This is a genomic window from Polaribacter sp., from assembly GCF_965656025.1.
GTDB lineage: Bacteria > Bacteroidota > Bacteroidia > Flavobacteriales > Flavobacteriaceae > Polaribacter.
On record NZ_CBFHJT010000010.1, the window covers coordinates 25963 to 52892 of the forward strand.

The 26930-nt window shown below is 30.5% G+C and carries 25 protein-coding genes, 1 tRNA gene and 1 pseudogene; 12 read left to right on the forward strand and 15 right to left on the reverse strand.

All coding sequences use genetic code 11. The annotated features are described in order from the left end of the window. From ACTG3S_RS03155 to ACTG3S_RS03170, 4 genes and pseudogenes are all read right to left on the reverse strand, one after another. Positions 1 to 385: pseudogene (locus ACTG3S_RS03155) on the reverse strand (DUF349 domain-containing protein); the annotation flags it as partial. Positions 386 to 483: 98 nt separating this feature from the next. Further along, positions 484 to 1242, reverse strand: coding sequence for a shikimate dehydrogenase family protein (locus ACTG3S_RS03160; RefSeq protein ID WP_439127922.1), 759 nt, complete (start codon positions 1240 to 1242; stop codon positions 484 to 486). Beyond that, positions 1223 to 2230 (reverse strand): DUF368 domain-containing protein, encoded by a 1008-nt coding sequence (locus tag ACTG3S_RS03165; protein ID WP_439127923.1) that lies wholly within the window; start codon positions 2228 to 2230, stop codon positions 1223 to 1225. The genes ACTG3S_RS03160 and ACTG3S_RS03165 overlap by 20 nt, the downstream gene beginning before the upstream one ends. Then, complete coding sequence (locus ACTG3S_RS03170; RefSeq protein WP_439127924.1) at positions 2231 to 3154, reverse strand: DUF368 domain-containing protein; 924 nt, start codon at positions 3152 to 3154, stop codon at positions 2231 to 2233. Positions 3155 to 3270: 116 nt separating this feature from the next. On the opposite strand from ACTG3S_RS03170, the gene ACTG3S_RS03175 reads away from it, so the two are divergent. Both ACTG3S_RS03175 and ACTG3S_RS03180 read left to right on the forward strand, forming a co-directional pair. Next, a complete protein-coding gene (locus ACTG3S_RS03175; RefSeq protein WP_439127925.1) occupies positions 3271 to 3432 on the forward strand; it encodes a hypothetical protein in 162 nt (53 codons plus the stop codon). Between the two features lie 149 nt (positions 3433 to 3581). Then, positions 3582 to 4082 (forward strand): cupin domain-containing protein, encoded by a 501-nt coding sequence (locus ACTG3S_RS03180; RefSeq protein WP_439127926.1) that lies wholly within the window; start codon positions 3582 to 3584, stop codon positions 4080 to 4082. 54 nt (positions 4083 to 4136) lie between these two features. Here the strand turns inward: ACTG3S_RS03180 and ACTG3S_RS03185 are convergent, their stop codons facing one another. The 3 genes from ACTG3S_RS03185 to ACTG3S_RS03195 form a co-directional block, all read right to left on the reverse strand. After that, entirely contained in the window at positions 4137 to 4394 is a 258-nt protein-coding gene (locus ACTG3S_RS03185; RefSeq protein ID WP_439127927.1) for a DUF6952 family protein, read from the reverse strand. A gap of 30 nt (positions 4395 to 4424) precedes the next feature. Next, complete coding sequence (locus tag ACTG3S_RS03190) at positions 4425 to 4733, reverse strand: thioredoxin family protein (protein ID WP_439127947.1); 309 nt, start codon at positions 4731 to 4733, stop codon at positions 4425 to 4427. 83 nt (positions 4734 to 4816) lie between these two features. After that, positions 4817 to 5458, reverse strand: a complete 642-nt coding sequence (locus tag ACTG3S_RS03195) for a peroxiredoxin (protein ID WP_439127928.1) — start codon at positions 5456 to 5458, stop codon at positions 4817 to 4819. 289 nt (positions 5459 to 5747) lie between these two features. Here ACTG3S_RS03195 and katG point away from each other — a divergent pair, with 289 nt between their 5' ends. Next, a complete protein-coding gene (gene katG, locus ACTG3S_RS03200; protein WP_439127929.1) occupies positions 5748 to 7979 on the forward strand; it encodes a catalase/peroxidase HPI in 2232 nt (743 codons plus the stop codon). A 79-nt stretch (positions 7980 to 8058) separates the two neighbouring features. Here katG and ACTG3S_RS03205 read toward each other — a convergent pair whose 3' ends face one another. Genes ACTG3S_RS03205 through ACTG3S_RS03220 form a run of 4 tightly spaced genes read right to left on the reverse strand, consistent with a single transcriptional unit; the run spans position 8059 to position 12373 of the window. Beyond that, positions 8059 to 9222: a sigma-54-dependent transcriptional regulator gene (locus tag ACTG3S_RS03205; RefSeq protein ID WP_439127930.1), complete on the reverse strand. Its 1164-nt coding sequence runs from the start codon at positions 9220 to 9222 to the stop codon at positions 8059 to 8061. A 23-nt stretch (positions 9223 to 9245) separates the two neighbouring features. Further along, positions 9246 to 10118: a mechanosensitive ion channel family protein gene (locus tag ACTG3S_RS03210; protein WP_439127931.1), complete on the reverse strand. Its 873-nt coding sequence runs from the start codon at positions 10116 to 10118 to the stop codon at positions 9246 to 9248. Between the two features lie 3 nt (positions 10119 to 10121). Next, positions 10122 to 11441 carry an ABC transporter permease gene (locus tag ACTG3S_RS03215; RefSeq protein WP_439127932.1) on the reverse strand — a complete coding sequence of 440 codons (1320 nt, stop codon included), beginning with the start codon at positions 11439 to 11441 and terminating at the stop codon, positions 10122 to 10124. Between the two features lie 2 nt (positions 11442 to 11443). Beyond that, entirely contained in the window at positions 11444 to 12373 is a 930-nt protein-coding gene (locus ACTG3S_RS03220; RefSeq protein ID WP_439127933.1) for an ABC transporter ATP-binding protein, read from the reverse strand. A 176-nt stretch (positions 12374 to 12549) separates the two neighbouring features. On the opposite strand from ACTG3S_RS03220, the gene ACTG3S_RS03225 reads away from it, so the two are divergent. The 8 genes from ACTG3S_RS03225 (at position 12550) to ACTG3S_RS03260 (ending at position 21682) form a co-directional block, all read left to right on the forward strand. Next, positions 12550 to 13008 carry a MarR family winged helix-turn-helix transcriptional regulator gene (locus ACTG3S_RS03225; RefSeq protein WP_439127934.1) on the forward strand — a complete coding sequence of 153 codons (459 nt, stop codon included), beginning with the start codon at positions 12550 to 12552 and terminating at the stop codon, positions 13006 to 13008. Positions 13009 to 13021: 13 nt separating this feature from the next. After that, positions 13022 to 15427 carry a 3-hydroxyacyl-CoA dehydrogenase NAD-binding domain-containing protein gene (locus tag ACTG3S_RS03230; RefSeq protein WP_439127935.1) on the forward strand — a complete coding sequence of 802 codons (2406 nt, stop codon included), beginning with the start codon at positions 13022 to 13024 and terminating at the stop codon, positions 15425 to 15427. A gap of 6 nt (positions 15428 to 15433) precedes the next feature. Beyond that, positions 15434 to 16624, forward strand: a complete 1191-nt coding sequence (locus tag ACTG3S_RS03235) for an acetyl-CoA C-acyltransferase (RefSeq protein ID WP_439127936.1) — start codon at positions 15434 to 15436, stop codon at positions 16622 to 16624. Positions 16625 to 16660: 36 nt separating this feature from the next. Then, on the forward strand, positions 16661 to 17023 hold the full coding sequence (locus ACTG3S_RS03240; RefSeq protein ID WP_439127937.1) for a four helix bundle protein: 363 nt from the start codon (positions 16661 to 16663) through the stop codon (positions 17021 to 17023). 48 nt (positions 17024 to 17071) lie between these two features. After that, a complete protein-coding gene (locus tag ACTG3S_RS03245) occupies positions 17072 to 18868 on the forward strand; it encodes an acyl-CoA dehydrogenase family protein (RefSeq protein ID WP_439127938.1) in 1797 nt (598 codons plus the stop codon). Positions 18869 to 19032: 164 nt separating this feature from the next. After that, positions 19033 to 19941, forward strand: a complete 909-nt coding sequence (locus ACTG3S_RS03250) for a septum formation inhibitor Maf (protein WP_439127939.1) — start codon at positions 19033 to 19035, stop codon at positions 19939 to 19941. 242 nt (positions 19942 to 20183) lie between these two features. Next, positions 20184 to 21143 (forward strand): M20/M25/M40 family metallo-hydrolase, encoded by a 960-nt coding sequence (locus ACTG3S_RS03255; protein ID WP_439127940.1) that lies wholly within the window; start codon positions 20184 to 20186, stop codon positions 21141 to 21143. A 92-nt stretch (positions 21144 to 21235) separates the two neighbouring features. Continuing rightward, positions 21236 to 21682, forward strand: a complete 447-nt coding sequence (locus tag ACTG3S_RS03260) for a KTSC domain-containing protein (RefSeq protein ID WP_439127941.1) — start codon at positions 21236 to 21238, stop codon at positions 21680 to 21682. Between the two features lie 120 nt (positions 21683 to 21802). Here the strand turns inward: ACTG3S_RS03260 and trxB are convergent, their stop codons facing one another. The 4 genes from trxB to ACTG3S_RS03280 all read right to left on the reverse strand — a co-directional run bounded on the left by trxB (position 21803) and on the right by ACTG3S_RS03280 (position 26731). Beyond that, entirely contained in the window at positions 21803 to 22750 is a 948-nt protein-coding gene (gene trxB, locus ACTG3S_RS03265) for a thioredoxin-disulfide reductase (protein ID WP_439127942.1), read from the reverse strand. A 124-nt stretch (positions 22751 to 22874) separates the two neighbouring features. Continuing rightward, positions 22875 to 23300, reverse strand: coding sequence for a c-type cytochrome (locus ACTG3S_RS03270; protein ID WP_439127943.1), 426 nt, complete (start codon positions 23298 to 23300; stop codon positions 22875 to 22877). Between the two features lies 1 nt (position 23301). After that, entirely contained in the window at positions 23302 to 24411 is a 1110-nt protein-coding gene (locus tag ACTG3S_RS03275) for a PQQ-dependent sugar dehydrogenase (RefSeq protein ID WP_439127944.1), read from the reverse strand. A gap of 22 nt (positions 24412 to 24433) precedes the next feature. Then, positions 24434 to 26731, reverse strand: a complete 2298-nt coding sequence (locus tag ACTG3S_RS03280) for a TonB-dependent receptor family protein (protein WP_439127945.1) — start codon at positions 26729 to 26731, stop codon at positions 24434 to 24436. Positions 26732 to 26854: 123 nt separating this feature from the next. Between ACTG3S_RS03280 and ACTG3S_RS03285 the strand changes: the two genes are divergently transcribed. Further along, positions 26855 to 26929 (forward strand) — tRNA-Pro (locus ACTG3S_RS03285). The last annotated feature ends 1 nt before the right edge of the window (position 26930 follow it).

Sequence of the window (26930 nt, forward strand, 5' to 3'; positions counted from 1 at the left end):
TTGTATTAAATGCACTTTTAATGCCTTCTACTTGATTTTTTATTTTCTGTACAGGGTTGTTAGAAATTACTTTTTCTAAAGTAGTTACCAATTCTTCTAGAGTAAATTTTGAATAGTCTACTTTTTCTTCTTCTTCTTTCTCCTCTTTAGAATCGTTATTTTCTGCATCTTCTGCAACCGATTTTTCTACTTCATCTACAGCATCTGAGTTTTCGTCTTTAACTTCTTTTACAGGCTCTTCTGAAGTCTCTTCAATCTCCGCCTCTTTTGCTCCTTCTTCCTTAGCCGTTTTTGAAGTATTTTCTTCAGTTTCTTTTGGTTTGCTGGTAATTTTATCAGTTTTATTTACTGATTTTTCAACGTTTTCTTCGTTAGTATCTAACATATCTACAATGTTTAAGTTCGATTAATAATACATTATTATTATAGTCTATAAAGATACTGACAACTTACAAGACTAACAAGAAGTTGTTTGTTTTTGAATTATTTGGACTGATTCCAGATTCTCCAAGACTCTTCTGCTTGTAATTCTAACATTTCGTATCCGTTTTTAATGGCTGCTCCTTGCGCTAATCCTTTAGATAAAAATGTAGAAACTTCTGGATTGTACACCAAATCGAACAATAAATGTTGATGTGTTAAAAACTGATAAGGAATATTTGGGCACAAATGAGTATTTGGTGAAGTTCCTAAAGGCGTACAATTGATGATTATTTGATATTTATGCATCCTTTTTTCTGATACATCTTCGTAAGAAATTTCTTTTTTTCCTGATGGTTTTCTAGAAACAAATTTATACTTGATATTATTTTTCGTTAAAGCATAAGCTATCGCTTTAGATGCTCCACCTGTACCTAGAATTAATGCATGTGTGTGGTGTTTTTTTATAAATGGTAAAATGGATTGTTCGAAACCAACAACATCTGTATTGTATCCTTTTAAATTACCTCTTTTTGTAATTTTTATAGTATTTACAGCCCCTATTTTTTTAGCTGTTTTATCTAATTTATTTAAAAAAGGAATTACTGCTTCTTTGTAAGGTATGGTTACATTCATACCCGCTAAAAATTCTTCATTTTTAATAATATCAGGAAATTTAGCTATTTCTTGAATATCGAAATTTTTATAATTGTGATTTTCTAAGTGTAAGTTTTTAAACTTTTCTGTAAAATATCCTCTAGAAAATGAATAAGAAATGTTTTTCCCTAAAAGACCAAATACTTTATTTCTTTTTTCGCCCATAAAAATCTATAATTAAAATTAATGCAATACCTAAAATAACATAAAAAATAGCAACCCAAGTTTCTGTTGATGCCAAATCTGGTAAATATCGATTGTAATTTTCTACAATTTTATTACCATTTTTATCTACCAAAAAAGTATTATTTTTTTGTAAAAAAACTGCGTTTTTCCAAGGCCAAACAATACCTAAAGAACCTGTAATAAAACCAATAATTACAGCTGTTACAATACTATGATATCGTTTTAAAACATACCCCAGAACATGACTTATAGAAACCAAACCAAACAGAGACCCTGCTGTAAAAACACTAATTATTTTTAAATATTTAATTTTTTCTGGATCTTGTAATACATCAAAATTACCAACTACCAAGTTACTAACTATGTAGAGTAATTCGTTTACAGAATCTACCAATAACAACACATAATTACCTAATAGAATTAAAATAAAAGAACCAGACAAACCTGGTAAAGTCATGCCAGAAACCCCAATAATACCGCAAATAAACACAAACCATAAGTTATCATTTTCTCCTGCAGGTTTTAAAAAACTAATTCCAATTCCTACAACTGCTCCAATTATTAAAGAAATGATGTTGGTCCTATTCCATTCTCCAAAATCTTTACCAATATAATAAATTGAGCCTATAATCATTCCAAAAAACCAGCTCCAAACATAAAGTTCATAATTTTCTAAAAAGTAATCTAAAACTAAAGAAATACTGAAGTAGCTAAAAATACTACCTCCCATTATCAATAATAAAAATTGCCCATTTGTATAAGTAAAAAAACTTTTAAACCGCCCATTAATTAACAGTTTAAAAGCTACTAAATTTATTTTTCTAAAAGAATAAATTAACTCTTCGTAAAAACCAAAAACAAAAGAAACTGTACCACCAGAAACACCAGGCACTTTGTTTGCTGCGCCCATGGCTAATCCTTTTAAAAAAAGATATGTTTTTTCTAAAAAGGTTCTTCTTTTTTGCATTTATGCTTTTTTTACAGCTAATTTTTCCATAACTAAAATTAATACAAATCCTACAACTGCTAATATAGTTGCCGATACTAATTGTGAATCTTCATGATAAGAAAAAGGAGAAATACTCTGCTCTACCAAAGGTTTGGTAACACCATGACTATTAACGTATGTAGAAACGGTTTCTTTCCAAGGCCAAACTTTATTTAAAGAACCTAACATAATACCTGTTAGTACAATTAACATTTGATTTTTATAGTTGGTAAACAACCATTTTAATAATTTTGAAAAAGATAACAAACCTACAACTACACCTATACCAATGGCACTAATTATTTTAAAATCTTTATTGGTAATTGCAGTCATAACAATAGGATATACACCAATTAAAAGTAAGATATAAGATCCTGAAATACCTGGCAAAATCATTGCACAAGATGCAATAGCACCTGCAAAAACTAAAAACAAAAAGCTACTGTCTGCCGCATTTGTAGAGGGTATTACTGTGATACTGTATCCAAAAGCAATTCCTAAAATAAAAAATAATATTATTTTAAAATTCCATTTTTCTACTTGTTTACCAATATAAATAATACTTGCCAACACCAATCCAAAAAAGAAAGACCAAAGTAACACTGGTTGGTTTTCTAACAACCATTTAATAGTTTTGGCTAAAGAAATAATACTGATAAAAATTCCTATAAAAAGCGCTAGTAGAAAAGAACCATTTACTTGTTTCCAAGCAGCTTTAATACCTTCATTTTTAAGCGTTTTTATCAATTTAAAATTTACATTGCTAATGGAACTTAATAATTCTTCATAAATCCCTGAAATAAAAGCAATTGTACCACCAGATACACCCGGCACAACATCTGCAGCACCCATTGCCATTCCCTTTAAGCCAATAACTATATAATCCTTTAAACTTCTAATCATTCTAATTTGTTATTTAAAAAAAACGAAGATAGTAGATTTTAAAGAAAAAAATAGAAAGTGTCAGTTGATTTGTATTATTCCTAAATATTGTACTTTTACTTTATAAGTTTTAGATGATGCCCAAAAGAGGAAAAGAAAAAAATACAGTCAATAAAGCGAAACATACTAAATTGATGAATCAAAAAATCAATAAAGTAAAACTCGAAAAACAACGGAATAAAGAACGTTTAAAGGCTATTATTAAAAAATCCAACGAAGAAAAGAAAAGAGAAAGTTGATGATTTTAAATATATTTTGGTCATTTTTATTCTTCAACTTGTAGAGTAATAGAATGAAGAAATCATCACATAAAAACTTCAAAATAATACAACCTATATTGAAACAAGTTCGTATTACACTAGGTTATAAATTTTAGAAAATTAAAAAAATGGATGCAAAAACAATAATTGATCACTTTAATTTACAAGAACACCCAGAGGGTGGATATTTTAAAGAAGTATATAGAAGTAAAGGCACCATAGCTGAAGAAAACTTACAAGAATATTTCGAAGGAAATAGAAATTATTGTACTAGTATTTACTTTTTGTTAACTTCAGATAAATTTTCTGCTTTTCATAAAATTAACCAAGATGAAATCTGGCATTTTTATAAGGGCTCCACTTTAAAACTACATACAATTTCTCCCCAAGGAGAGTATTCTTTTACCTTAATTGGAGATGATTTTAAAAACGATGAAGTATTTCAGTTTACGGTTCCTGCTCATTACTATTTTGCTGCAGAAGTATTAGATAAAGATTCTTTTTCATTGGTGGGCTGTACAGTATCTCCTGGTTTTGATTTTAGAGATTTTGTTTTGCCTTCTTCTAAAGAATTAGCTGGTGAATTTCCTGAACATTTAGAAATTATTGAGCAATTAACACATCATTAAAATAAAAAAAACCCAAGCTAATGCTTGGGATTTTTAATTAGTAATATTGATAATTTAGGTATCGATAGACCCTAAAACACGTTTCATAAACGTATTTAAAGCCTCTTTTTTTGGTGTGCCATCTTTTACCATTTTATCAACCTCTACTGCACCATACATATTAGAAATTAACTCTCCAATAACATCTAATTCTTCATCTTTTAAAGAAGGTACTTCTGTTAAGGCCTCTAAAGTTTCTATCGTTTCTAAAATGTAATCTTGATCGTTTTCTTCAATAAAATTAGTCAAATGTTTTATTACAGGTAATTTCATAAGTATATTTTTACTTCTTAAAAAAGAAGTTTATTGAATTTCATTTACTAAATCTTTCAAAACATCAAACTTGTTTGTTTGTGTTTGATTTTTCTTTTCACCATCTACAAAAGTAGCAAAAGTTGGTAAATTACTTACATCTGCTAACTTTCTACTTTCTGGAAATTTTTCTGCATCTACAATTACAAATTTCAAATCTTCTAATTCTGTAGATAATTTTTTAAATTTTGGTTTCATTATTCTACAATTACCACACCAAGTTGCAGAATATTGTACTACCACCTTTTCATTTCCGTTTAAAATTTCTTGTAAATTGTCTTCTGTTAATTCTTGAACCATAGTTTCTTTTTTATTAAAAAAGGAAACGTGTTTTGTTTCCCCCAAAACTCAACACGTTTTGTTTCCTTTTTGTTAATTAAATATTAGTTTTTTGCTAAGTAATCAGCAGTTCCTTTTGCATTAGGAGACATTGCTTCTTTACCTTCTTCCCAGTTTGCTGGACAAACTTCACCATGAGATTGTACGTGCGAGTAAGCATCAATTAAACGTAAAAATTCGTTTACATTTCTACCTACTGGCATGTGATTGATTCCTTCATGAAAAACAGTACCTTCTTCATCTATTAAATACGTTGCTCTGTAAGTAACATTATCTCCTTCTACTTGTACAGTTTGCGTAGCTTCATCAAAAGTTTCATTTGTGATGTCTAAAATACCTAAAATTGATGATAAATTTCTATTGCTATCTGCTAAAATTGGATATGTTACCCCTTCTATACCTCCATTATCTTTAGAAGTACTTAACCATGCAAAGTGTACTTCAGGAGTATCGCAAGAAGCACCAATAACAATTGTGTTTCTTTTTTCGAATTCTTCTAAAGCAGCTTGAAAAGCGTGTAATTCTGTAGGACATACAAATGTAAAATCTTTAGGATACCAGAATAACAAAACTTTCTTTTTGTTATTTACTGCTTCTTCTAATACATTTAATTTAAATGTATCACCCATTTCATTCATTGCGTCTACATTTAAATCTGGAAATTTTTTACCAACTGCTGTTGCCATTATTTTTATTTTTATTGATTAATATTTGTTTTTTATTGACACAAAGATAGAAATGAACCAATTTAAAAGTTAAAATTTTTATGATAAGTATTTATTTCAATATAGATTAAATTTATAAAAACCTAAATATTAAATAAGATATAATTATATTAAATATATAATCAAATATTTTTGTAAATTTAAAGAAACATACTATTGTTTATTCTTATTATATAATAATAATTATAGATTTTACTTATTTAAAGAAATCTTGTAAGTTTACATTCTATAAATTTAAAAAAACTACTCAATGGAAAATAATACAAACTCAAGTAATCAACATAATGGTAAAAATTTTGAATTAAACGAAAGTGCTGCTAAATGCCCTTTTTTAAGTGGAACAACCAAACAAACATCTGGTCAAGGTGTTAAAAATAGAGATTGGTGGCCTAATGAATTAAAACTAAATATATTAAGACAAAATGCATCTAAATCCAATCCTATGGGAGATGATTTTAACTATGCTGATGCATTTAATAGTTTAGATTATGATGCGTTAAAGAAAGAACTCAAAGAATTTATGACAGACTCTCAAGATTGGTGGCCAGCAGATTATGGGCATTATGGAGGGTTAATGATAAGAATGGCATGGCATAGTGCTGGTACTTATAGAGTTGGTGATGGACGTGGTGGTGCTGGAACTGGTAACCAACGTTTTGCCCCAATAAATAGTTGGCCAGATAATGGTAATTTAGACAAAGCTCGTTTATTATTATGGCCCATAAAACAAAAATATGGGAACAAAATTTCTTGGGCAGATTTAATGATTTTAGCAGGAAATTGCGCTTTAGAATCTATGGGTTTTCCAACCTTAGGTTTTGCAGGTGGTAGAGAAGACGTTTGGGAACCTGAACAAGATATTTACTGGGGAAGCGAAACGGAATGGGGAGCCAATGATGATAGATATGAAAATGGCGATTTAGAAGATCCTCTTGCAGCAGTAATGATGGGTTGGATTTACGTAAACCCTGAAGGACCAAATGGGAATCCAGATCCTATGGGATCTGCACAAAATGTTAGAGAAACCTTTGGTAGAATGGCAATGAATGATGAAGAAACTGTAGCTTTAGTTGCAGGAGGCCATACATTTGGGAAAGCTCATGGTGCAGCAGATCCAAATAAATACGTTGGCAAAGAGCCACATGGAGCATCTATTGAAGAAATGAGTACAGGTTGGAAAAATAGTTTTGGTACTGGTTTTTTAGACGACACCATTACCAGTGGAATTGAAGGTGCATGGACACCAAATCCAACTCGTTGGGATGCAGATTATTTTGATGTTTTATTAAATTATGACTGGGAATTAACCAAAAGTCCTGCAGGTGCGCATCAATGGAAACCTACAGCAGCTTCTAATGCAAAAAGAGCACCCAAAGCTGGTAATGCAAATGAACAACAAGATTTAATGATGACTACCGCAGATATTGCTCTAAAAGTAGACCCAAAATATTTAGAAATTTCTAAACGTTTTCATAAAGACCACAAAGCATTTGAAGATGCTTTTGCTAAAGCGTGGTATAAATTAACACATCGTGATTTAGGACCAACTTCTCGTTATTTAGGACCTGAAATTCCTGAAGAAACTATGGTATGGCAAGATCCTATTCCTGAAGTAAACTATACTTTAAGTGATGCTGATATTTCTTCACTAAAAGAATTAATTTCAGATTCTGGATTAACGGTATCGCAATTAGTTACTACAGCTTGGGCGTCTGCCTCAACATTTAGAGGGTCTGATAATAGAGGTGGTGCAAACGGAGCACGTATTGCTTTAGAACCTCAAAGAAGTTGGGAAGTAAATAATCCAGCTGAATTAGAGAAGGTACTTTCTGTTTTAAAGGATATAAAAGAAAAATTTAAAGGTGAAGTTTCTTTAGCAGATTTAATAGTACTTGCTGGAAATGTTGGGGTTGAAAAAGGATTAACAAATGCCGGTTATACTGAAACATTAGATTTTTATCCGGGAAGAGGAGATGCAACACAAGAGCAAACAGATTTAGAACAGTTTGGATATTTAGAGCCTTTAGCAGATGGATTTAGAAATTATATTAGAGGAGATTTAAATATAGCTGCGGAAGATTTATTAGTAGATAAAGCCAACTTATTAACCCTATCTGTTCCAGAAATGACTGTTTTGGTTGGTGGCTTACGTGTTTTAGGTGCAAATTACGATGGTTCAAATCATGGTGTATTTACAGAAAATAAAGGAACTTTATCAAACGACTTTTTTACTAATCTTTTAGATTTTTCTTTCACTTGGAAAGCAGCTTCATCAGAAGAAAAAGAATTTATAGGAAGGGATAGAAAAACAAACGCTATGAAATTTTCTGGTACAAGAGCCGATTTAATTTTTGGTTCTAATACAGAATTAAGAGCAATTGCTGAGGTTTATGGAGCTAGTGATGGACAAGATCGTTTTGTAAAAGACTTTATAAAAGCTTGGACCAAAGTGATGAATTTAGATCGATTTGATTTGAAATAAGTTCAAAAATAGCAACAAATAAAAAAAGAGGAAATTACATTTAATTTCCTCTTTTTTTATCTTTTAATAAGATAATTCTTTACTTACTCGCAAATAATTTAATATCATTCGCAGAAACTTCTTTTTCTCCTAAAATAATTAAACGTTCTACCACATTTCTTAATTCTCTAATATTCCCAGTCCAATCATATTCTTGCAACAGTTTAATAGCTTCTTTAGAAAAGTCTTTTTTAGGGGTGCCTTGTTCTTCTGATATTTTTTTAGCAAAAAAATCTACCAATAGTGGTATATCTTCTCTCCTATCATTTAAAGCTGGTACCTTTATTAAAATTACAGCTAACCTGTGATATAAATCTTCTCTAAAACGTCCTTCAACAATTTCTTCTTTTAAGTTTTTATTGGTTGCAGCAACAACTCTAACATTTACTTTTATGTCTTTATCAGAACCTACTCTAGATATTTTGTTTTCTTGAAAATCAAGTAAAACTTTTGATTGTGCAGACAGACTCATATCTCCTATTTCATCTAGAAAAATAGTACCTCCATTTGCAGCTTCAAATTTACCTGCTCTATCTTTATTAGCTCCTGTAAAAGAACCCTTTACATGTCCAAAAAGTTCACTTTCTATCAATTCAGAGGGAATTGCAGCACAATTTACTTCAATCATTTGTGCCTTAGCACGCTCTGATTTTTCATGCAACCAATGTGCAACCAATTCTTTACCAGTTCCATTGGGTCCTGTAATTAACACTCTAGCATCTGTAGCTGCAACTTTTTCTATGATTTCTTTAATGTGAGAAATAGCAGCACTCTCGCCAATCATTTGATAATTTTTACTTACTTTTTTCTTTAATCTTTTATTTTCTACAACTAAAGTTTTCTTTTCTAATGCATTTCTAACTGTATTTAACAAACGATTTAAATCTGGTGGTTTCGATATATAATCGAATGCACCTAAACGCATTGTATTTACAGCTGTATCTAAATCTCCATGACCAGAAATCATAACAATCGGTATTTCTGGTTTTATTTTTTTAGCTTTTTCTAATACCTCAACACCATCCATCTTTGGCATTTTTATGTCGCACAAAACCAAATCATAGTCGTTGTTTTTTATCATTTCTATGCCTAACAACCCATCTTCAGCTTCTTCTACTTTATAAGCATCATTTTCTTCTGAAATAATTTTCATAAGCACCCTTCTAATGGCTGCTTCGTCTTCGATAATTAAAATCTTACTCATTTTTTATTTTTTAAGGTCTTCTTTTAAGCTTTTGAACTTTTATCAAAGAAATGAACATCTCTTTGTGGAAAAGGAATCGTAACCCCATTTTCTCTAAATGCTTTGTCTATATCAAAACGCAAATCACTTTGTACAAATCTTGCTTCAAAACTATTGTTTAGCGAAAAAACCAATCTAAAATTTAAGGAACTGTCTGCAAAATCTGTAAATAATACAGTGGGTTCTGGTATTTTTAAAATTTTATCGTGTTTTTTAGCAACTTCTAATAATAATTTTTTAACCAACTCAACATCACTACCGTAAGCTACACCCACATTTACAACCTCTCTTGTTTCTGTTCCATTTTCTGTCCAATTGAATAAAATATTTGTTAAATACAAATGATTTGGAATTACCAAAACCTTGTTGTCTATTGTTACTGCTCTGGTGGTTCTTAACCTGATGTCTAAAACTCTACCTACTTTGCCTTCTAACTCAATAATATCACCTACATGTACAGATTGGTCTACCAATATAAAAATACCAGATATAATATCTTGAAACAGGGTTTGTAAAGCCAAACCAACACCAATTAATAAAGCTGCTGATGCTGCAAAAACTGCTGTAACATTTACACCAGATGCATGCATTCCTATTAAAAATATAACTAAAAATACAAACCACCTTATGTAAGTAAATACAGTAACAAATTTTTGTTTATCGTTTTGTGGTAATTTTCTGGTTAAAAACCTTCTAACAAATTTTAGGATTACAGAAGTTAAAATTAAAGCAATAGCAATTAAAATTAAACCTTTAACAGAAATAGTAATTTCTTCTGTAAAAGTAAATGTATAATCTAAAACAGAGTTTGCCTCTTCTACAATTGTATCTTTAACTTGATCTATTTTATCTTGCATATCTTAATATTTTAACCATTTGTACAGGTCTTTGTAAGTTGGTTTTTTACCATACATTAAAATACCCACTCTGTAAATTTTTGCTGCTAGCCATACCATAAATACAAAAGTTACCACTAATATTGCCATAGAAATTAAAAGCTCGTACCAAGAAACTCCAAATGGAACCCTCATTAACATTACAATAGGGCTTGTTAATGGTATGTGCGAAAATATAACTGCAATAGGCCCATGAGGATCGTTTATTACAGTTGCAAACCCAACATAAACACCTAATATTAATGGCAACATGATAGGTAACATAAACTGTTGTGTGTCTGTTTCATTATCTACAGCTGCACCTACAGCTGCAAATAAAGAGCTATATAACATATAACCTCCTAAAAAGTAAAATATAAAAAGTACAAATAATTTTAATATTGGTAAGTTTAAAATTTCTTGTACCATTAATTGCATTTTATCGCCTTCAGCCGCATTTTTAACAGCATCCATTTGTGCAGAAGAAGTGGCTGTATTTTGCATTTCAGACATATCTACTCCAAAAACTGATGCTAAAATTGTTAAAATTACAAACAATAAAACACCCCAAATAAAAAACTGTAATAAGCCAGCAGAGGCATTACCTATAATTTTACCCAACATTAATTGAAACGGTTTTACAGAAGACACAATAACTTCTATAATTCTGCTTGTTTTTTCTTCTATAACACTTCTCATTACGGAGGTTCCGTAAATCATAACAAACATCATCAAAAAATAACCCGCTATTGCACCAAAAATAATTTTAATCCAATTTTTCATTTTTGATGATTGCTCTCCTGAAAAATCATACATTTTTATTTCTGTATTAATTTTTGCTGCTTCAATCTTTTTTAAATCGATACCAAAATTTGTTAGTTTTTGATTTTTTAATTTGGTTTCTATTTTATTTTCAATAGAGTTTATAATGGATATACTCGGCGAATCTTTAGAATAAAATTCTATATTTTTTGCTAAAATTTCTAAACTATCTTGTTTTGGTATAAATAAAACTCCATAAAAACTACCTTCTTCTACTTTCTTCTTTGTTTCTGTAATTCCTGTAGATGTATAATCTGTATATTTAATAGACTTTGTGCTTTTAAAATCGTTATTGGTAAACATACCAGAATTATCTACATATAAAATATCTTTGGCTTTCTCATCATTCTTTTTCATTAAAAAAACAACCAATGTAATCATACCTACCATAATTAACGGACTTAAAAAAGTCATAACTATAAAAGATTTATTACGCACTTTAGCAACAAATTCTCTCTGTATAATTAATTTTAATTTACTCATCATTAATTATTTTTATTTATGGCTTGTATAAAAATATCATTTGCATTCGGTATTAACTCTACAAAATGTTGCACTTCTCCTCTATTGGTTAAAAACGATAATAAATCATTAGAAGTATCTCCTTCATTTAATTGAACATTTAAGGTTAATCCATCACTTAACAATTTAAAATCCGCAGGATAAACCGTAAAATTTTCTTTTAATGCGTTTATTACTTCATTTACATTGACTGTTTTTAATCCAACCTGAAAAGTATTGGTTCTAAATGCTCGTTTAATATCATCTAATTTACCATCTAAAATTTTGTTTGATTTGTTAATCAATGCAATTTCATCACACATTTCCTCTACAGACTCCATTCTATGGGTAGAAAAAATAATAGTGGCTCCTTTATCTCTTAATTGTAAAATTTCTTTGGCAATTATTTGTGCATTTATAGGATCAAAACCAGAAAAAGGTTCATCGAAAATTAATAATTTTGGTTCGTGCAAAACAGTCACAATAAATTGTACTTTTTGAGCCATTCCTTTCGAAAGTTCTTCAATTTTTTTATTCCACCAAGCAGAAATATCAAATTTTTCAAACCAATATTTTAATCTTTTTTTAGCTTCTGCTTTGCTTAAACCTTTTAATTGTGCTAAGTATAATGCTTGTTCACCTACTTTCATAGATTTATACAAACCTCGCTCTTCTGGTAAGTAACCAATTTGTTCTATATGATGTGGAGCTAATTTTTCTCCATCTAAAAAAACGCTACCAGCATCTGGCATTGTAATTTGATTTATAATTCTAATCAACGATGTTTTTCCTGCTCCATTTGGTCCTAAAAGTCCGTATACACTTCCTTTAGGAATATGAATAGAAACATCATTTAAAGCTGTAAAGTCCCCATACTTTTTTACAACATGATTTATTTCTAGTAAGTTGCTCATTTTTATTTTTTGAAATAGATGATCAATGCAATTTATACAAACTTACATATTTATCGCTATTTGTAACAATTTTCTAACAACTTAAAAGAATAAAATTTTTGTTAAATTTACTATGCATGCATAACTTTTTTACAATTTACTATGCGTGCATAATAAATTTTTATATATTTGATGCAATGAATAAAGACAAAACTATAGATCATCAACTAAGAGCAACATGGCAAGCTGTTGCTAAGATGTATAATGAACAAGCTTTTAAGCACAACAGTACGATGGCTACTGCTTTTGTATTGTTAAATATCGATAAAGAAAAAGGGACACCTTCTACAGCTTTAGGTCCATTAATGGGTATGGAACCTACAAGTCTTTCTAGAATATTAAAAAACATGGAAGATAAAGGCGCAATTTTTAGGGAAAAAAACCCAGATGATGGAAGAAGCGTAATTATTAAACTAACAGATTATGGTAAAGAAATGCGCAGCGTTTCTAAAGGCCATGTAATACAGTTTAACGAAACGATAATAAACCATGTTTCAGAAAAAGATTTAGAAGGTTTTTTTAATGTAACATCCACTATAAATAAGTTAATTTCAGACAAGAAAATATTTACTGACATTAATAAAAAAGCAGTTTAAAAAAATAAAACAAATGACTAGAAGAATAAAAAAAGTAGCAATTATTGGTTCCGGAATTATGGGAAGTGGTATTGCTTGTCATTTTGCAAATATTGGCGTAGAAGTTCTATTATTGGATATTGTACCAAGAGAATTGAGCGAAAAAGAAAAAGCAAAAGGACTTACACTAGAAGACAAAGTTGTTAGAAATAGATTGGTAAACGATGCATTAGCTGCTTCTTTGAAATCGAAACCATCTCCTATTTACAATCAAAAATTTGCAAACAGAATTACCACTGGTAACTTAGAAGATGATATTGCAAAAGTTGCAGATGTAGATTGGATTATGGAAGTTATTGTAGAAAGATTAGATATTAAAAAAATAGTTTTCGAAAAACTAGAAAAACACAGAACTCCAGGAACTATAATTTCTTCTAATACATCTGGTATTCCTATCAAATTTATGAATGAAGGAAGAAGTGAAGATTTTCAAAAACATTTTGCAGTAACGCACTTTTTCAATCCGCCTAGATATTTAAAACTTTTTGAAGTAGTTCCGGGACCAGATTGTAAACAAGAAGTTACAGATTTCTTAATGATGTATGGAGAGAAGTTTTTAGGAAAAACATCAGTTTTAGCAAAAGATACGCCAGCTTTTATTGGAAATAGAATTGGAATTTTCGGAATCCAATCTCTTTTTCACCAAGTAAAAGAATTAGGTTTAACTGTTGAGGAAGTTGATAAATTAACAGGACCTGTTATTGGACGCCCAAAATCTGCCACCTTTAGAACTGTTGATGTTGTTGGTTTAGATACTTTGGTTCATGTTGCCAATGGAATTTATGAAAACTGTCCTGATGATGAAGCACATGAACTTTTCAAACTACCTAATTTCATCAACACAATGATGGAAAACAAATGGTTGGGTAGTAAAACAGGACAAGGTTTTTATAAGAAAGTAAAAGATGATAAAGGTAAAAGCGAAATTCTAACTTTAGATTTAGACACAATGGAATATCGTTCTAAAAAAAGAGCAAAATTTGCCACTTTAGAATTGACAAAAACTATTGACAAACCTATTGATCGATTTAAAGTTTTAGTGGGTGGAAAAGATAAAGCTGGAGAGTTTTACAGAAAAAATTTCGCTGCAATGTTTGCCTATGTGCAAAATAGAATTCCAGAAATTTCTGATGAATTGTACAAAATTGACGATGCAATGAAAGCCGGTTTTGGCTGGGAAAATGGCCCTTTTGAAATTTGGGATGCAGTTGGTGTAGAAAAAGGAATCGAATTAATGAAAGCTGAAGGGTTTGAGCCTGCTACTTGGGTAACAGAAATGTTAGAAAGTGGAGTTACCTCATTTTATTCGGTAAAAGAAGGCGCTACTTATTATTATGATATTCCTTCTAAATCTCAAACTAAAAAACCAGGTCAAGATGGATTCATCATCTTAGACAATATCAGAAAATCGAATGAAGTTTTCAAAAATTTTGGAGTTGTTATAGAAGATATTGGAGATGGAATTTTAAACGTAGAATTTCAATCTAAAATGAATACCATTGGTGGTGATGTTTTGGCTGGAATCAACAAAGGATTAGATTTAGCAGAAAAAGATTTTCAAGGTTTGGTAGTTGGTAATCAAGCTGCAAATTTTTCTGTGGGTGCAAATATTGGTATGATTTTTATGATGGCTGTAGAGCAAGAATATGATGAATTAAATTATGCCATAAAATACTTTCAAGACACAATGATGCGTATGCGTTATTCGTCGATACCAACTATTTCTGCTCCTCATGGGATGGCCCTAGGTGGTGGTTGCGAAATTTCTTTACATGCAGACAAAGTGGTTGCAGCAGCAGAAACGTATATGGGCTTAGTAGAATTTGGCGTTGGTGTAATTCCAGGTGGTGGTGGTTCTAAAGAAATGGCTTTAAGAGCCTCAGATTCTTTTAATAAAGGTGATGTGGAGCTAAATATCTTACAAGAAAATTTTTTAACGATTGGTATGGCAAAAGTTTCTACTTCTGGTTACGAAGCATTTGACTTGGGATTATTGCAAAAAGGAAAAGATGTGATTGTTGTTAATAAAGACAGACAAATTGCAACCGCAAAAGCACACGCAAAACTAATGGCAGAAAGTGGCTATACACAACCACCAAAACGTAAAGATGTAAAAGTGTTAGGTAAGCAAGCTTTAGGTATGTTTTTAGTGGGTACAGACTCAATGGAACACTCTAAATACATTTCTGAGCACGACCAAAAAATAGCTAATAAATTAGCCTATGTTATGGCTGGTGGAGATTTATCTGAACCAACATTAGTCTCTGAACAATACTTATTAGATTTAGAAAGAGAAGCGTTTTTATCATTGTGTACAGAACGTAAAACGTTAGAGAGAATTCAAGCGATGTTAAAAACGGGAAAACCTTTAAGAAACTAAAATTTTATGAAAACAGCATATATAGTAAAAGCATATAGAACTGCAGTTGCAAAGGCTCCTAAAGGTGTTTTTCGCTTTAAACGTGCAGACGAGTTGGGTGCAGAAACAATCCAACACATGATGAAAGAAATCCCTAATTTAGACGTAAAACGTATCGATGATGTTATTGTAGGAAACGCAATGCCAGAGGGTTCGCAAGGATTAAATATGGCACGTTTTATTTCTTTAATAGGATTAAATTCTGTGGATGTTCCGGGTGTAACTGTTAATCGTTTTTGTTCATCAGGATTAGAAACTATTGCAATGGCAGCTGCTAAAATTAATGCAGGTATGGCAAGTTGTATTATAGCTGGTGGATCTGAAAGTATGAGTTCTGTACCTATGACAGGTTTTAAACCAGAATTAAATTACGATACCATTAAAGATGGACATGCAGATTATTACTGGGGAATGGGAAATACTGCAGAGGCAGTAGCCAATCAATTTAAAGTATCAAGAGAAGACCAAGATGAGTTTGCTTACAATTCTCACATGAAAGCCTTAAAAGCGCAGGCAGAAAATCGTTTTCAAGATCAAATTGTACCTATAGAAGTTGAGCAAACCTATTTGGATGAAAATGGTAAAAAAGCAACAAAAAAATATACAGTAACTAAAGATGAAGGCCCAAGGGCAGGAACATCTACAGCAGTTTTAAATAAATTAAGACCTGTTTTTGCTGCTAATGGAAGTGTAACTGCAGGAAATTCTTCACAAATGAGTGATGGCGCTGCTTTTGTAATGGTGATGAGTGAAGAAATGGTAAAAGAATTAAATATAGAACCGATTGCTAGAGTTGTAAATTATGCTGCTGCAGGTGTAGAACCTAGAATTATGGGTATTGGTCCTGTTGCTGCAATTCCGAAAGCTCTAAAACAAGCTGGTTTACAACAAAAAGATATTGAATTAATCGAATTAAACGAAGCTTTTGCATCGCAATCTTTAGCAGTAATGCGCGAGTTAGATTTAAACCAAGACATTGTAAATGTAAATGGTGGTGCAATCGCATTAGGGCATCCTTTAGGTTGTACAGGCGCAAAATTATCAGTACAATTATTTGATGAGATGCGCAAACGAAATATGAAAAACAAATACGGAATGGTAACCATGTGTGTTGGAACAGGACAAGGTGCAGCAGGGGTTTTTGAGTTTCTTTCTTAAAAAGAAAAGAGAAAATAGAGAAAAGAAAATAGACTAATGTTTGCTAAACAAAGACATAATTACAAAAATTTAAAGATTTGGAAACTCGGTTTAGAGATATCGAATGACATTTCTGATATTTTATTAAACTTTCCTACGCACGAAAGATATGATTTAAGTTCACAAATTAGTAGGTGCTCAGTTTCTCTGCCAAGTAATATTGCAGAAGGATCTTCAAGAACAGATAAATCTTTTAGTCATTTTCTTGATATCTCATTAGGATCATCTTTTGAACTAGGTACACAATTGTTAGTAGCAAAATATAGAAATTACATAAATAACGAAACATTAAAAAAAATTGAAGATAAAATAGAAGAATTCCAGCGAATGACAATGGGATTCCAAAATAGCCTCCAATAAAGGTCTATTTTCTATTTTCTTTCTTCTATAATCTAAAATATAACAAAAATGGCAGAATTATTAAGAGGCGGACAGTTTTTAGTGAAAGAAACTAGCTGCGAAAATGTATTTACTCCAGAAGATTTTACTGAAGAGCAGCAAATGATGAAGGAAGCTGTGATGGAATTTAATGATAGAGAAATTATTCCTCATAAAGATAGATTCGAAGCAAAAGATTATGCACTTACTGAAGATGTAATGCGTAAAGCTGGTGAATTAGGTTTTTTAGGCGTTGCTGTACCAGAAGAATTTGGTGGTTTAGGGATGGGCTTTGTTTCTACCATGTTAACTTGTGATTATATTTCTTCTGGAACAGGTTCTTTTAGTACTGCTTTTGGTGCACATACAGGTATTGGTACCATGCCAATTACTTTGTATGGAACACAAGCACAAAAAGAAAAGTATGTACCAAAACTAGCAACTGGAGAGTGGTTTGGAGCGTATTGTTTAACAGAACCTGGTGCAGGATCTGATGCAAACTCTGGTAAAACAACAGCAGAATTATCCGCAGATGGAAAATCATACAAGATTAATGGACAAAAAATGTGGATTTCTAACGCAGGTTTTTGTCGATTAATGATTGTGTTTGCGAGAATAGAAAACGATAAAAACATTACTGGTTTTATTGTAGAGTATGATAAAGAGAATCCGAATGGAATTACATTAGGTGAAGAAGAACATAAATTAGGTATTAGAGCATCTTCTACAAGACAAGTATTTTTTAATGACACAGTAGTTCCTGCAGAAAATATGTTAGCGGGACGTGGTGAAGGTTTTAAAATTGCCATGAATGCTTTAAACGTAGGTCGTATAAAATTAGCAGCAGCTTGTTTAGATTCTCAAAGAAGAATCATTACAAATGCAGTAAAATATGCTAACGAACGTAAACAATTTAAAACACCTATAGCAGATTTTGGTGCTATTAAAGTAAAATTAGCAGAAATGGCTACAGATGCATACGTGGGTGAATCTGCATCTTACAGAGCTGCAAAAGATATTGAAGATAGAATTGCGCTAAGACTTGAAGCTGGTAATACACATCAAGAAGCAGAATTAAAAGGTGTTGAAGAATATGCAATTGAATGTTCTATTTTAAAAGTAGCCGTTTCTGAAGATGTACAAAATTGTGCAGACGAAGGAATTCAAATTTTTGGAGGAATGGGATTTTCTGAAGAAACACCTATGGAATCAGCATGGAGAGATGCCAGAATTGCTCGTATTTATGAAGGAACCAACGAAATTAACAGAATGCTCTCTGTTGGCATGTTAGTTAAAAAAGCTATGAAAGGTCATGTAGACTTATTAGGACCAGCAACTGCTGTAGCAGATGAGTTAATGGGTATACCTTCTTTTGACACACCAGATTACTCTGAATTGTTCGCTGAGGAAAAAGCAATAATTGGAAAATTAAAAAAGACATTTTTAATGGTAGCTGGTTCTGCAATTCAAAAATATGGTACAGAGCTAGAAGAACATCAACAATTATTAATTGCTGCTGCAGATATTTTAATAGAAATTTATATGGCTGAGTCTGCTATTTTAAGAACAGAGAAAAATGCAAAACGTTTTGGAGAAGATTCTCAATCTGTACAAATTGCCATGTCTAAATTATATTTATACCATGCAGTAGATAAAATTGAAGAAAAAGGAAAAGAAAGTATTATTTCTTTTGCAGAAGGTGATGAACAACGTATGTTATTAATGGGATTAAAGCGTTTTACTAAATATGCTAATTACCCAGATATTGTAGATTTACGTAACGAAATTGCAGAAAAAGTAAAAGCAGAAAACAAATATTGTTTTTAATAAAAGTATATAAAAGTTTCTTAAAAATAAATTTTAAGAATTAGTTGTTTGTTTAAAAAGACCACCTTAATTGGTGGTCTTTTGTTTTATAATTATGTTAATTCTAATGCGTGGTTTTTTAGAATTTTCTATTTGTTGTAAATTAGTAGTAAAATATAGTTCAAATGAAAACTTCTATGAAATTTACGATTCCAATAATTACCAGTTTATTATTTATATTTTGTTCTAATGTTGATACAAAAAAATCAGCAACAGAAACAAAGGCAAAAATAAAATCTATTAAAAAACATCCTAAATTTAACGATTATTGGTACGAAGGTAAAGCAGAAATAACTTCTTATAAACTTACTCAAAATAGGTATGGTGAACATCATGAAGGTACTGCAGTAAATATTTTTGTAACTGAAGATTTTTTACCAGAAAAACAAGTAAAAGCAGATTATCAAAACGAAAAAAATGTACCTGTATTAAAACTAAATAGTACCAAAAAATTTACCACAGGTATTTATCCATATTCTATAATGACAAGTACCTTCTCCCCTATTAATATCAATAAAAAAACCATAAAAATTTCTTTTTCTTCGCAAGAATGGTGTGGAAACACTTTTGTCCAATTAAACAATAGAGAAAAATTTGAAATTGATTTTTATTCTTATTTTGAAAATAATGCGGATAGAGAGTTAGTCTTAGAAAAAAACGTATTAGAAAATGAATTATGGAATCAACTAAGAATCAATCCAAAAAGCATAAAAAAAGGAAGATATAAAGTAATTCCTTCTTTTGAATATTTAGCATTAAACCATCAAAAAATAAAAGCTTTCGATGCAGAAGTAAATTTGATTGAGAACGGTAATTTTATGAACTTTTCTGTGTATTACCCAACATTAAAAAGAAAACTCACAGTTAAATTAACCAAAGAATTTCCATACCTAATTGAAGGTTGGGAAGAAACATCAACAAAAAGAGGTAAAACTTTAACCACAAAAGCAGCAAAAATAAATACCATAAAATCTGCTTATTGGACAAAAAATGGCGCGACAGATACCAAAGAAAGAAAAGAATTAGGTTTGTAATTAATATGAGTTCTATATATCTTTTCTGATTCGAATAGATTAATTTCTCTCAAAATTACCTGTTTGTCATTTCGAACGAAACGAAGTGTAGTTGAGAAATCTCATTTTTAAAACTAAGATTTCTCCATTTCAGTCGAAATGACATTCCTCTTATATAATAAAAGTTGTAACTAACAGATAAATATTTTTATAATTTAAATTACATTATTTGCATAAATTCTACAACCATAAAATCAATCAAAATGAAATTAATAAAAATTATAATTGCTTCTATCTTACTAGCTTTTTTAAGCTGTACAAATTCGAAAAAAATATCTATAGACGAAAAAATGTTGTTAGAAAGCATACAGCTTTTAGCAAGCGATTCCCTTGAAGGAAGGGGATTTTCTAAGCCAGGGAATTATAAAGCGCAACAATTTATTGCGAATCAATTTGAAAAAATAGGCTTAGAAAAAGTAGAGAACAATAAATTTATTCAGAAATTTCCATACACATTTTCAGGGAAAAGAAGACAACGCATGTTTCCTATTGAAAACGCTAAAGAAGATTTTTTTAATATATCAGACACAATTGTTTATGGTGGAAATGTCATTGGAAAAATATCAGGAAAAACCAACAAAACCATCGTGATTTCTGGGCATTTAGATCATTTGGGCATCAAAAACGGTAAAATTTACAATGGCGCAGATGATGATGCTTCTGGTACAGCTGCACTTTTTGCAATTGCTGCATATTTTAAAAAACACAAAACAAAACACACCTTAATTTTTGCTGCAGTAGATGCTGAAGAAATTGGTTCTTTGGGGGCAGATTATTGGCTAAAAAATTATCCTAATAAAAAAGACATTGTATTAAATGTAAATATGGATATGATTGCACACAATGATAACAACGAATTGTATGCTTGTGGTACGTATCATTATCCACAATTAAAAGCACCTTTGCAGGATCTAACATCTTCTATAAATCTACTATTTGGTCATGACAACCCAAAAGATAAATCAAAAGACGATTGGACGTTTTCTTCTGATCACAGAATTTTTCATAAAGAGAAAATACCTTTTATTTATTTTGGTGTAGAAGATCATAAAGACTACCACAAACCTACTGATACGTTTGAAAACATTAACCCAAAATTTTATATTGAAGCTGTAAAATTAATTATTGAGACGATTGAAAAATATGATATCGCTTTAAAGTAATTTCTAACTTTTAAAAAAAAGAAATAAATCTTAAAAAAAATAGCTAATCGCTTTTTTATCAATACTTTTGCACGCAATTTTTAAATTTAAAAATGAAACGTATAAAAGAATATAAGAAGTTATTTAGTGTAGAAGGTGCTATTGATTTAAAAGAACTAAAAACTACTTACAGAGGTTTGGTGAAACAATTTCATCCAGATAAATTTACAGACGAAGCTAAAAAAGCAGAAGCAGAAGAAATTAGTACTAAAATTATAGATGGTTATCACTTTTTGGTAAGTATTGCTCCAGAAACCAAAGAAGCAAATTTAGAGACTTACAAAAAAACAATTACTGAATTTCAAGTAGCAGATTGGCGTCATAAAAGTATGTTGTTAGAAGTTACTTTTACAGATGGTAACACCTATGAATATTTTGGAGTTAACAAAATTTTGTTTGGTAAATTCATCAATGCTAAATCTGTAAACAATTTTGGAAAACGTAATATTTTTAACAAATTTACCTATAGAAAATCGATGAAAGCAGCTGTAAACGCTTAATTATCTATTGCTTTCAAAAGTTAGTATAAAATTATTAGATTCTTTCATTCGCAGGAATGACAACAAAAAAAAAGAGATTGCAAAAGCAATCTCTTTTTTATATAAATATAACTTAGCTGTTTACTCTAAAGCGCCTAAATAACGTTCTGCATCTAAAGCAGCCATACAACCTGTACCAGCAGCAGTTACTGCTTGTCTGTAGTCTTTATCTTGAATATCGCCAGCAGCAAAAACACCTGGTAAATTGGTTTTTGTAGTTTTACCTTTTGTAATTAAATAACCAGTTTCATCCATATCTAAAACTCCTTTAAATAAATCTGAATTTGGCGTATGCCCAATTGCTATAAAAACACCTGTAACTGAAATCTCATGTTTTTCTTTTGTTTGATTATTTATTGCTCTAACTCCTTCAACCACATTATCACCTAAAACCTCATCTATTTCTGTGTTGTATAAAACTTCTATATTTTCGGTTTTATTAACTCTGTGTTGCATTGCTTTAGAGGCTTTCATATAATCTTTACGAACCAACATTGTTACTTTGCTACAAATGTTTGCTAAATAAGTTGCTTCTTCTGCTGCAGTATCTCCAGCACCTACAACAACTACATCTTGTCCTTTGTAGAAAAATCCATCGCAAGTTGCACAGGCAGAAACCCCTCCTCCTATTAAACGCTTTTCGCTTTCTAAGCCTAAATATTTTGCAGTAGCTCCTGTTGAGATGATAATAGTTTCTGCTTCTATATGTTTTGTTTCATCTACTATAGCTTTATGAATACCACCTACTTTATCACTTAAATCTACTTTAGTAACCATTCCAAAACGAACTTGTGTGCCAAAACGTTCAGCTTGATGTTTTAAATCTTCCATCATTGCGGGTCCATCAGTTCCATCTTTATAACCAGGAAAATTATCTACCTCTGTTGTAGTTGTTAATTGTCCACCCATTTGCATACCTGTATACATTACAGGTTTCATATCTGCTCTAGCTGCATAAATTGCTGCAGTATATCCTGCAGGACCAGAACCAATAATTAAACATTTAATTTTTTCGATATTTTCTGACATAATTTAATTTGAAAAATTTAGGTAACAAATCTATATTTTTAGATTTATTTATACCCTATTTTTTTATGGATAATTGTAATTAGTTAATAACAAAAATTTATTGATTGTTTATATTGATAAAGACTTACTTTTTAGAAACAGACTTCACCTCGTCTTCTGTAATCATTTTAAGATTTTTATTTCCCCAAGAATTGGTAATATAATTCATAACATCTGCCACTTCATCTTCGTACAAACCTAAATTGGTCATCATACCTTTGTAGGTAACTCCATTAACTTCTATTTTACCACTTAAACCATATTTTATTGCTCTAATACTAGCCTCTCTCTTTTCCATTAAATAGTCGGATTTTGCCAAAGGCGGAAACACTTTTGGCACACCTTCTCCGTTGGGCATGTGGCATGTTGCACACATGTCTTGGTAAACTACTTTGCCCCTTTTTATACTTTCTTTAAGTTTATTATCTTGATTTAAAGAATACTCTTTGTTTTTAGTTTTAAACGATAAAGCAAAAAAACAAAGTATTAAAATTACAATCGATTTTTTCATGTTAATTTGGTATTATTTTCAGGATTCCTTTACCTTCTACTCCAACGTATATGTAGCCATCATTACCTTGCTCTATAGAACGTACTCTACCTATTTTCTCCACTATTTTCTCTTCTTTAATTACTTTTCCATTTTCTAAATAACAATTTGCGATATAATCAAACTTTAAAGAACCTATCAAAACATTTCCCTTCCATCCTGGATATTTCTCAGAGTTTACAAAAGCCATTCCACTAGGTGCTATCGATGGATCCCAATAGTGCAAAGGTTGCTCCATACCTTCTTTTTTGGTAATATCTGTAAATTTTGTTCCAGAATAATTAACCCCGTAACTAATTACTGGCCAGCCATAATTTTTTCCTTTTTTTATAATATTTATTTCGTCTCCTCCTTTAGGTCCATGCTCGTGTGACCAAATTTCATTGGTAAAAGGATTTTTTTCCATTCCCTGAGGATTTCTATGCCCGTAACTAAAAATAGCTGTTTTCGCATTTTTCACATCAATAAATGGGTTGTCTTCAGGAATCGTACCATCATCATTTAATCTATAAACTTTACCACAATCTCTAGTAATATCTTGCGGATTCACATCTCTATTACCTCTATCTCCAATAGAAAAATAAATATGGTTTTGATTATCGAAAGCAATTCGTGACCCAAAATGTTGTCCTTTTCTACTGTTTGGATATGCTTTGTACAAAACTTTTTGATTGGATAAAACTCCGTCTTTAAAAACAGCTCTCATTAAAGTTGTATTTGCACCTCTTTCTGTACCTTCTGAAGATGCATACGTAAAGTAAATAAAGTTATTTTCTATATAATTTGGATGTAATTCAATATCCATTAAACCACCTTGCCCTCTTACAGTTACTTCTGGCATCCCAGAAATTATGGTTTTTTTCCCATCTTTAAAATGAATTAATTCTCCTGATTTCTCTGTAATTAAAATAGAATTATCTGGCAAAAAACTAAATCCCCAAGGGATATTTAATTCTGACACAACAACTTCTGTTGTATAATTTAATATTGATGGTTTGCTGGTGATTGTTTTTTGTGCACTCGAAAAACAAGCCACAAATAGAAATGATAATAATAGATACGAGTGTTTCATTTTTTTTATTTTTAAAAATACGTTAAAAAAGATAATTAAAGTTTATTCCAGTAAAATAATTTATTGGATTTCCTGGATAAAAATATCGTGGAGCAGCTCCACCAAAACTAGAAGCGTTTATTAATATTTGAGAAGCATAAGCCTCATTAAAGAGATTATTTACTCCAAAAAAAGTATTTACTTTGATTTCTTTCAAAAGTGAAAAGACGTATCCAACCTTTAAATTTGTTAAGTTGTAGGCATCAGTATATAAATTATTTGCGTCTGTAATAGGCATGCTACCTACATATTGATAATTTATATTTCCATAAAATCCTTTTTGAAAATTGAAGTCTACACCTGCATTAAAAATACTGGATGGAACACCGGTTAAATCATTTCCAGAAAAATCATTTTTATCATCTATAAATTCTTTAAAAATAAAGTTATTAGCTGTAATATTTACAAACATGTTTAGGGATAGTTTTTTGTTTTCAATCCATTTGTATATTAATTGAGATTCCAAACCATCATGTTGCGTTTCGCCTGCATTTATTCCTATAAATTCATCTTCTGCAGTTCTTCTAGAAACTAATAAGTTTTTAATATTTAAACGATAAAGTGACAAATTATAGAATAAACGATTATTAAAAAAATTCCCTCTTGTTCCAATTTCGAAATTCCAACCCGTTTCTGGTTGCAAGTTGGTGTTTATTTGTCCATTTGGCAATAAAGTTTCCTCTAAAGATAATGGCGAAAAACCATGACTAATACTAGAAAAAACACTTAAATTTTCTGAAATTAAATGAGATAAACCAATTTTTGGCGAAACAATGGTTTTAAAAGAAAAAGCACCTGATTGATCTGGGTTGTTTTCTGAAACTTGAAAACGATCTTCTAAATTATACCAAGTTTTGTTTAAGTTGATACCAATAGTAAGTGTTGTTTTTTCTGAAAAATGATAATTTGCTTCTGAAAAAATATTATAATAGTTTCTATTTTCTTTAAAGTCTGATAAATTATCTCCCGCTACACTGCCATTATCTGCTGGAAAATTTTCATATAAATTCTCAAAAGTTATAGAATTGTAAACATCGTTAAAAAACTCAGCTCCAAAAGTCCAGTCTAATTTTTTATTAAATAACTTAAAATCACCCAAAAAACGACTTCGAACACCTGTTGCAAAAGTGTTTTCTTTTAAAATATTAAAAGGTCTAGGCTCATAATTATTTCTAAAAGAAGTAAATATACTAGTTACCTGTTTTAGATTATCTTTAAAATTATGACGCCAAGACAACCCAAAAACAACTCTCTTTGAATCTTCAAAACCTTGGGCATTTTTCCATGTAAATGCAGCAGATTCTGGTCTTTCTCTAAATGCTTCAGCATTAATAGAACTAGGTATAAATGCTATTAAATCTATATAACTAGTTAAAAAAGTAAGCTCATCATTTTTACCTAAAAAATGATTTGTATTTAATGTAAATGTTTTTCTATCATACTTATTATTTTCTCGAAAGCCATCACTATATGTATCACTGAACACGGCTTTAAAACTATGTTTTTTAGAACCATAATTAGCTGTTAACATACTTTTAGTTAAACCAAAAGAACCCACAGAAAATTCTGGTTGTATACTAAATTCATTAAAATTAGCATTTTTAGGGTTTAAATGAATAACACCACCTAAACCAGCACCATAAATACTAGAAACTGCTCCTTTAATAATCTCAAAATTAGCAATAGAAGCCAACTCAAAATCTTCTATTGTGGTTTCTCCACTTCCATTTGTAAGCGGTATATCTTTAAAATATGCTCTAATTTTCGAAGTCCCAAAAAGGTTTCTTGCGCCTATACCTCTTATGGTTATTCTATTTGTATTTAAAGCACCATTTTGCATAAAAACACCTGGAGTTCTATTTAATATAGGTGCAAAATCTGTATTGTTAGATCGTTGTATATCTTTCTGGGAAACAATAGCAATGGATGCTGTTGCCTTTTTTAATTTTTGTGGAATATGATTTGATGTTACAATAATCTCATCTAATTCTAAAGAATTAAGGGTTAATTGAACGGTATAAAATTCTTTATTTTTTAGGTATAAACTTTTTAATTGATATCCTTTTTTTTGAAACGTATATAAGCCCTCTTTTTCAATTTCAAAAAAACCTTTAGCATCAGTTGTTTCAATTATTTTATTTTTATTGTTGATAATAACGGTTTCATTTAATGCAATTCCATACTCATTTACAACTTTTCCTTTTACTAAAACCTGACTAAAGCTAGTTGCTACTTGAATAAAAAACGTAATGATAAAAAAATTTCTAAATAAAGATTTCAAAAAAATAAAATTCAAATTAAGTAAGCAAAAGTAGCGTTTTGAAATAATAAAAATTTCTTAAAATTTATAATTATAAAGTCAATAAAAGAAGTATATTTGCAACGCGATAAAAAAGACATTTTTCGGGGTGTAGCGTAGCCCGGTCATCGCGCCTCGTTTGGGACGAGGAGGTCGCAGGTTCGAATCCTGCCACCCCGAC

Coding starts and splice junctions, on each gene's coding strand:
- ACTG3S_RS03160 (WP_439127922.1), bottom strand. CDS start 1,242: ATGGGCGAAAAAAGAAATAAAGTATTTGGTCTTTTAGGGAAAAACATT.
- ACTG3S_RS03165 (WP_439127923.1), bottom strand. CDS start 2,230: ATGCAAAAAAGAAGAACCTTTTTAGAAAAAACATATCTTTTTTTAAAA.
- ACTG3S_RS03170 (WP_439127924.1), bottom strand. CDS start 3,154: ATGATTAGAAGTTTAAAGGATTATATAGTTATTGGCTTAAAGGGAATG.
- ACTG3S_RS03175 (WP_439127925.1), top strand. CDS start 3,271: ATGCCCAAAAGAGGAAAAGAAAAAAATACAGTCAATAAAGCGAAACAT.
- ACTG3S_RS03180 (WP_439127926.1), top strand. CDS start 3,582: ATGGATGCAAAAACAATAATTGATCACTTTAATTTACAAGAACACCCA.
- ACTG3S_RS03185 (WP_439127927.1), bottom strand. CDS start 4,394: ATGAAATTACCTGTAATAAAACATTTGACTAATTTTATTGAAGAAAAC.
- ACTG3S_RS03190 (WP_439127947.1), bottom strand. CDS start 4,733: ATGGTTCAAGAATTAACAGAAGACAATTTACAAGAAATTTTAAACGGA.
- ACTG3S_RS03195 (WP_439127928.1), bottom strand. CDS start 5,458: ATGGCAACAGCAGTTGGTAAAAAATTTCCAGATTTAAATGTAGACGCA.
- katG (WP_439127929.1), top strand. CDS start 5,748: ATGGAAAATAATACAAACTCAAGTAATCAACATAATGGTAAAAATTTT.
- ACTG3S_RS03205 (WP_439127930.1), bottom strand. CDS start 9,222: ATGAGTAAGATTTTAATTATCGAAGACGAAGCAGCCATTAGAAGGGTG.
- ACTG3S_RS03210 (WP_439127931.1), bottom strand. CDS start 10,118: ATGCAAGATAAAATAGATCAAGTTAAAGATACAATTGTAGAAGAGGCA.
- ACTG3S_RS03215 (WP_439127932.1), bottom strand. CDS start 11,441: ATGAGTAAATTAAAATTAATTATACAGAGAGAATTTGTTGCTAAAGTG.
- ACTG3S_RS03220 (WP_439127933.1), bottom strand. CDS start 12,373: ATGAGCAACTTACTAGAAATAAATCATGTTGTAAAAAAGTATGGGGAC.
- ACTG3S_RS03225 (WP_439127934.1), top strand. CDS start 12,550: ATGAATAAAGACAAAACTATAGATCATCAACTAAGAGCAACATGGCAA.
- ACTG3S_RS03230 (WP_439127935.1), top strand. CDS start 13,022: ATGACTAGAAGAATAAAAAAAGTAGCAATTATTGGTTCCGGAATTATG.
- ACTG3S_RS03235 (WP_439127936.1), top strand. CDS start 15,434: ATGAAAACAGCATATATAGTAAAAGCATATAGAACTGCAGTTGCAAAG.
- ACTG3S_RS03240 (WP_439127937.1), top strand. CDS start 16,661: ATGTTTGCTAAACAAAGACATAATTACAAAAATTTAAAGATTTGGAAA.
- ACTG3S_RS03245 (WP_439127938.1), top strand. CDS start 17,072: ATGGCAGAATTATTAAGAGGCGGACAGTTTTTAGTGAAAGAAACTAGC.
- ACTG3S_RS03250 (WP_439127939.1), top strand. CDS start 19,033: ATGAAAACTTCTATGAAATTTACGATTCCAATAATTACCAGTTTATTA.
- ACTG3S_RS03255 (WP_439127940.1), top strand. CDS start 20,184: ATGAAATTAATAAAAATTATAATTGCTTCTATCTTACTAGCTTTTTTA.
- ACTG3S_RS03260 (WP_439127941.1), top strand. CDS start 21,236: ATGAAACGTATAAAAGAATATAAGAAGTTATTTAGTGTAGAAGGTGCT.
- trxB (WP_439127942.1), bottom strand. CDS start 22,750: ATGTCAGAAAATATCGAAAAAATTAAATGTTTAATTATTGGTTCTGGT.
- ACTG3S_RS03270 (WP_439127943.1), bottom strand. CDS start 23,300: ATGAAAAAATCGATTGTAATTTTAATACTTTGTTTTTTTGCTTTATCG.
- ACTG3S_RS03275 (WP_439127944.1), bottom strand. CDS start 24,411: ATGAAACACTCGTATCTATTATTATCATTTCTATTTGTGGCTTGTTTT.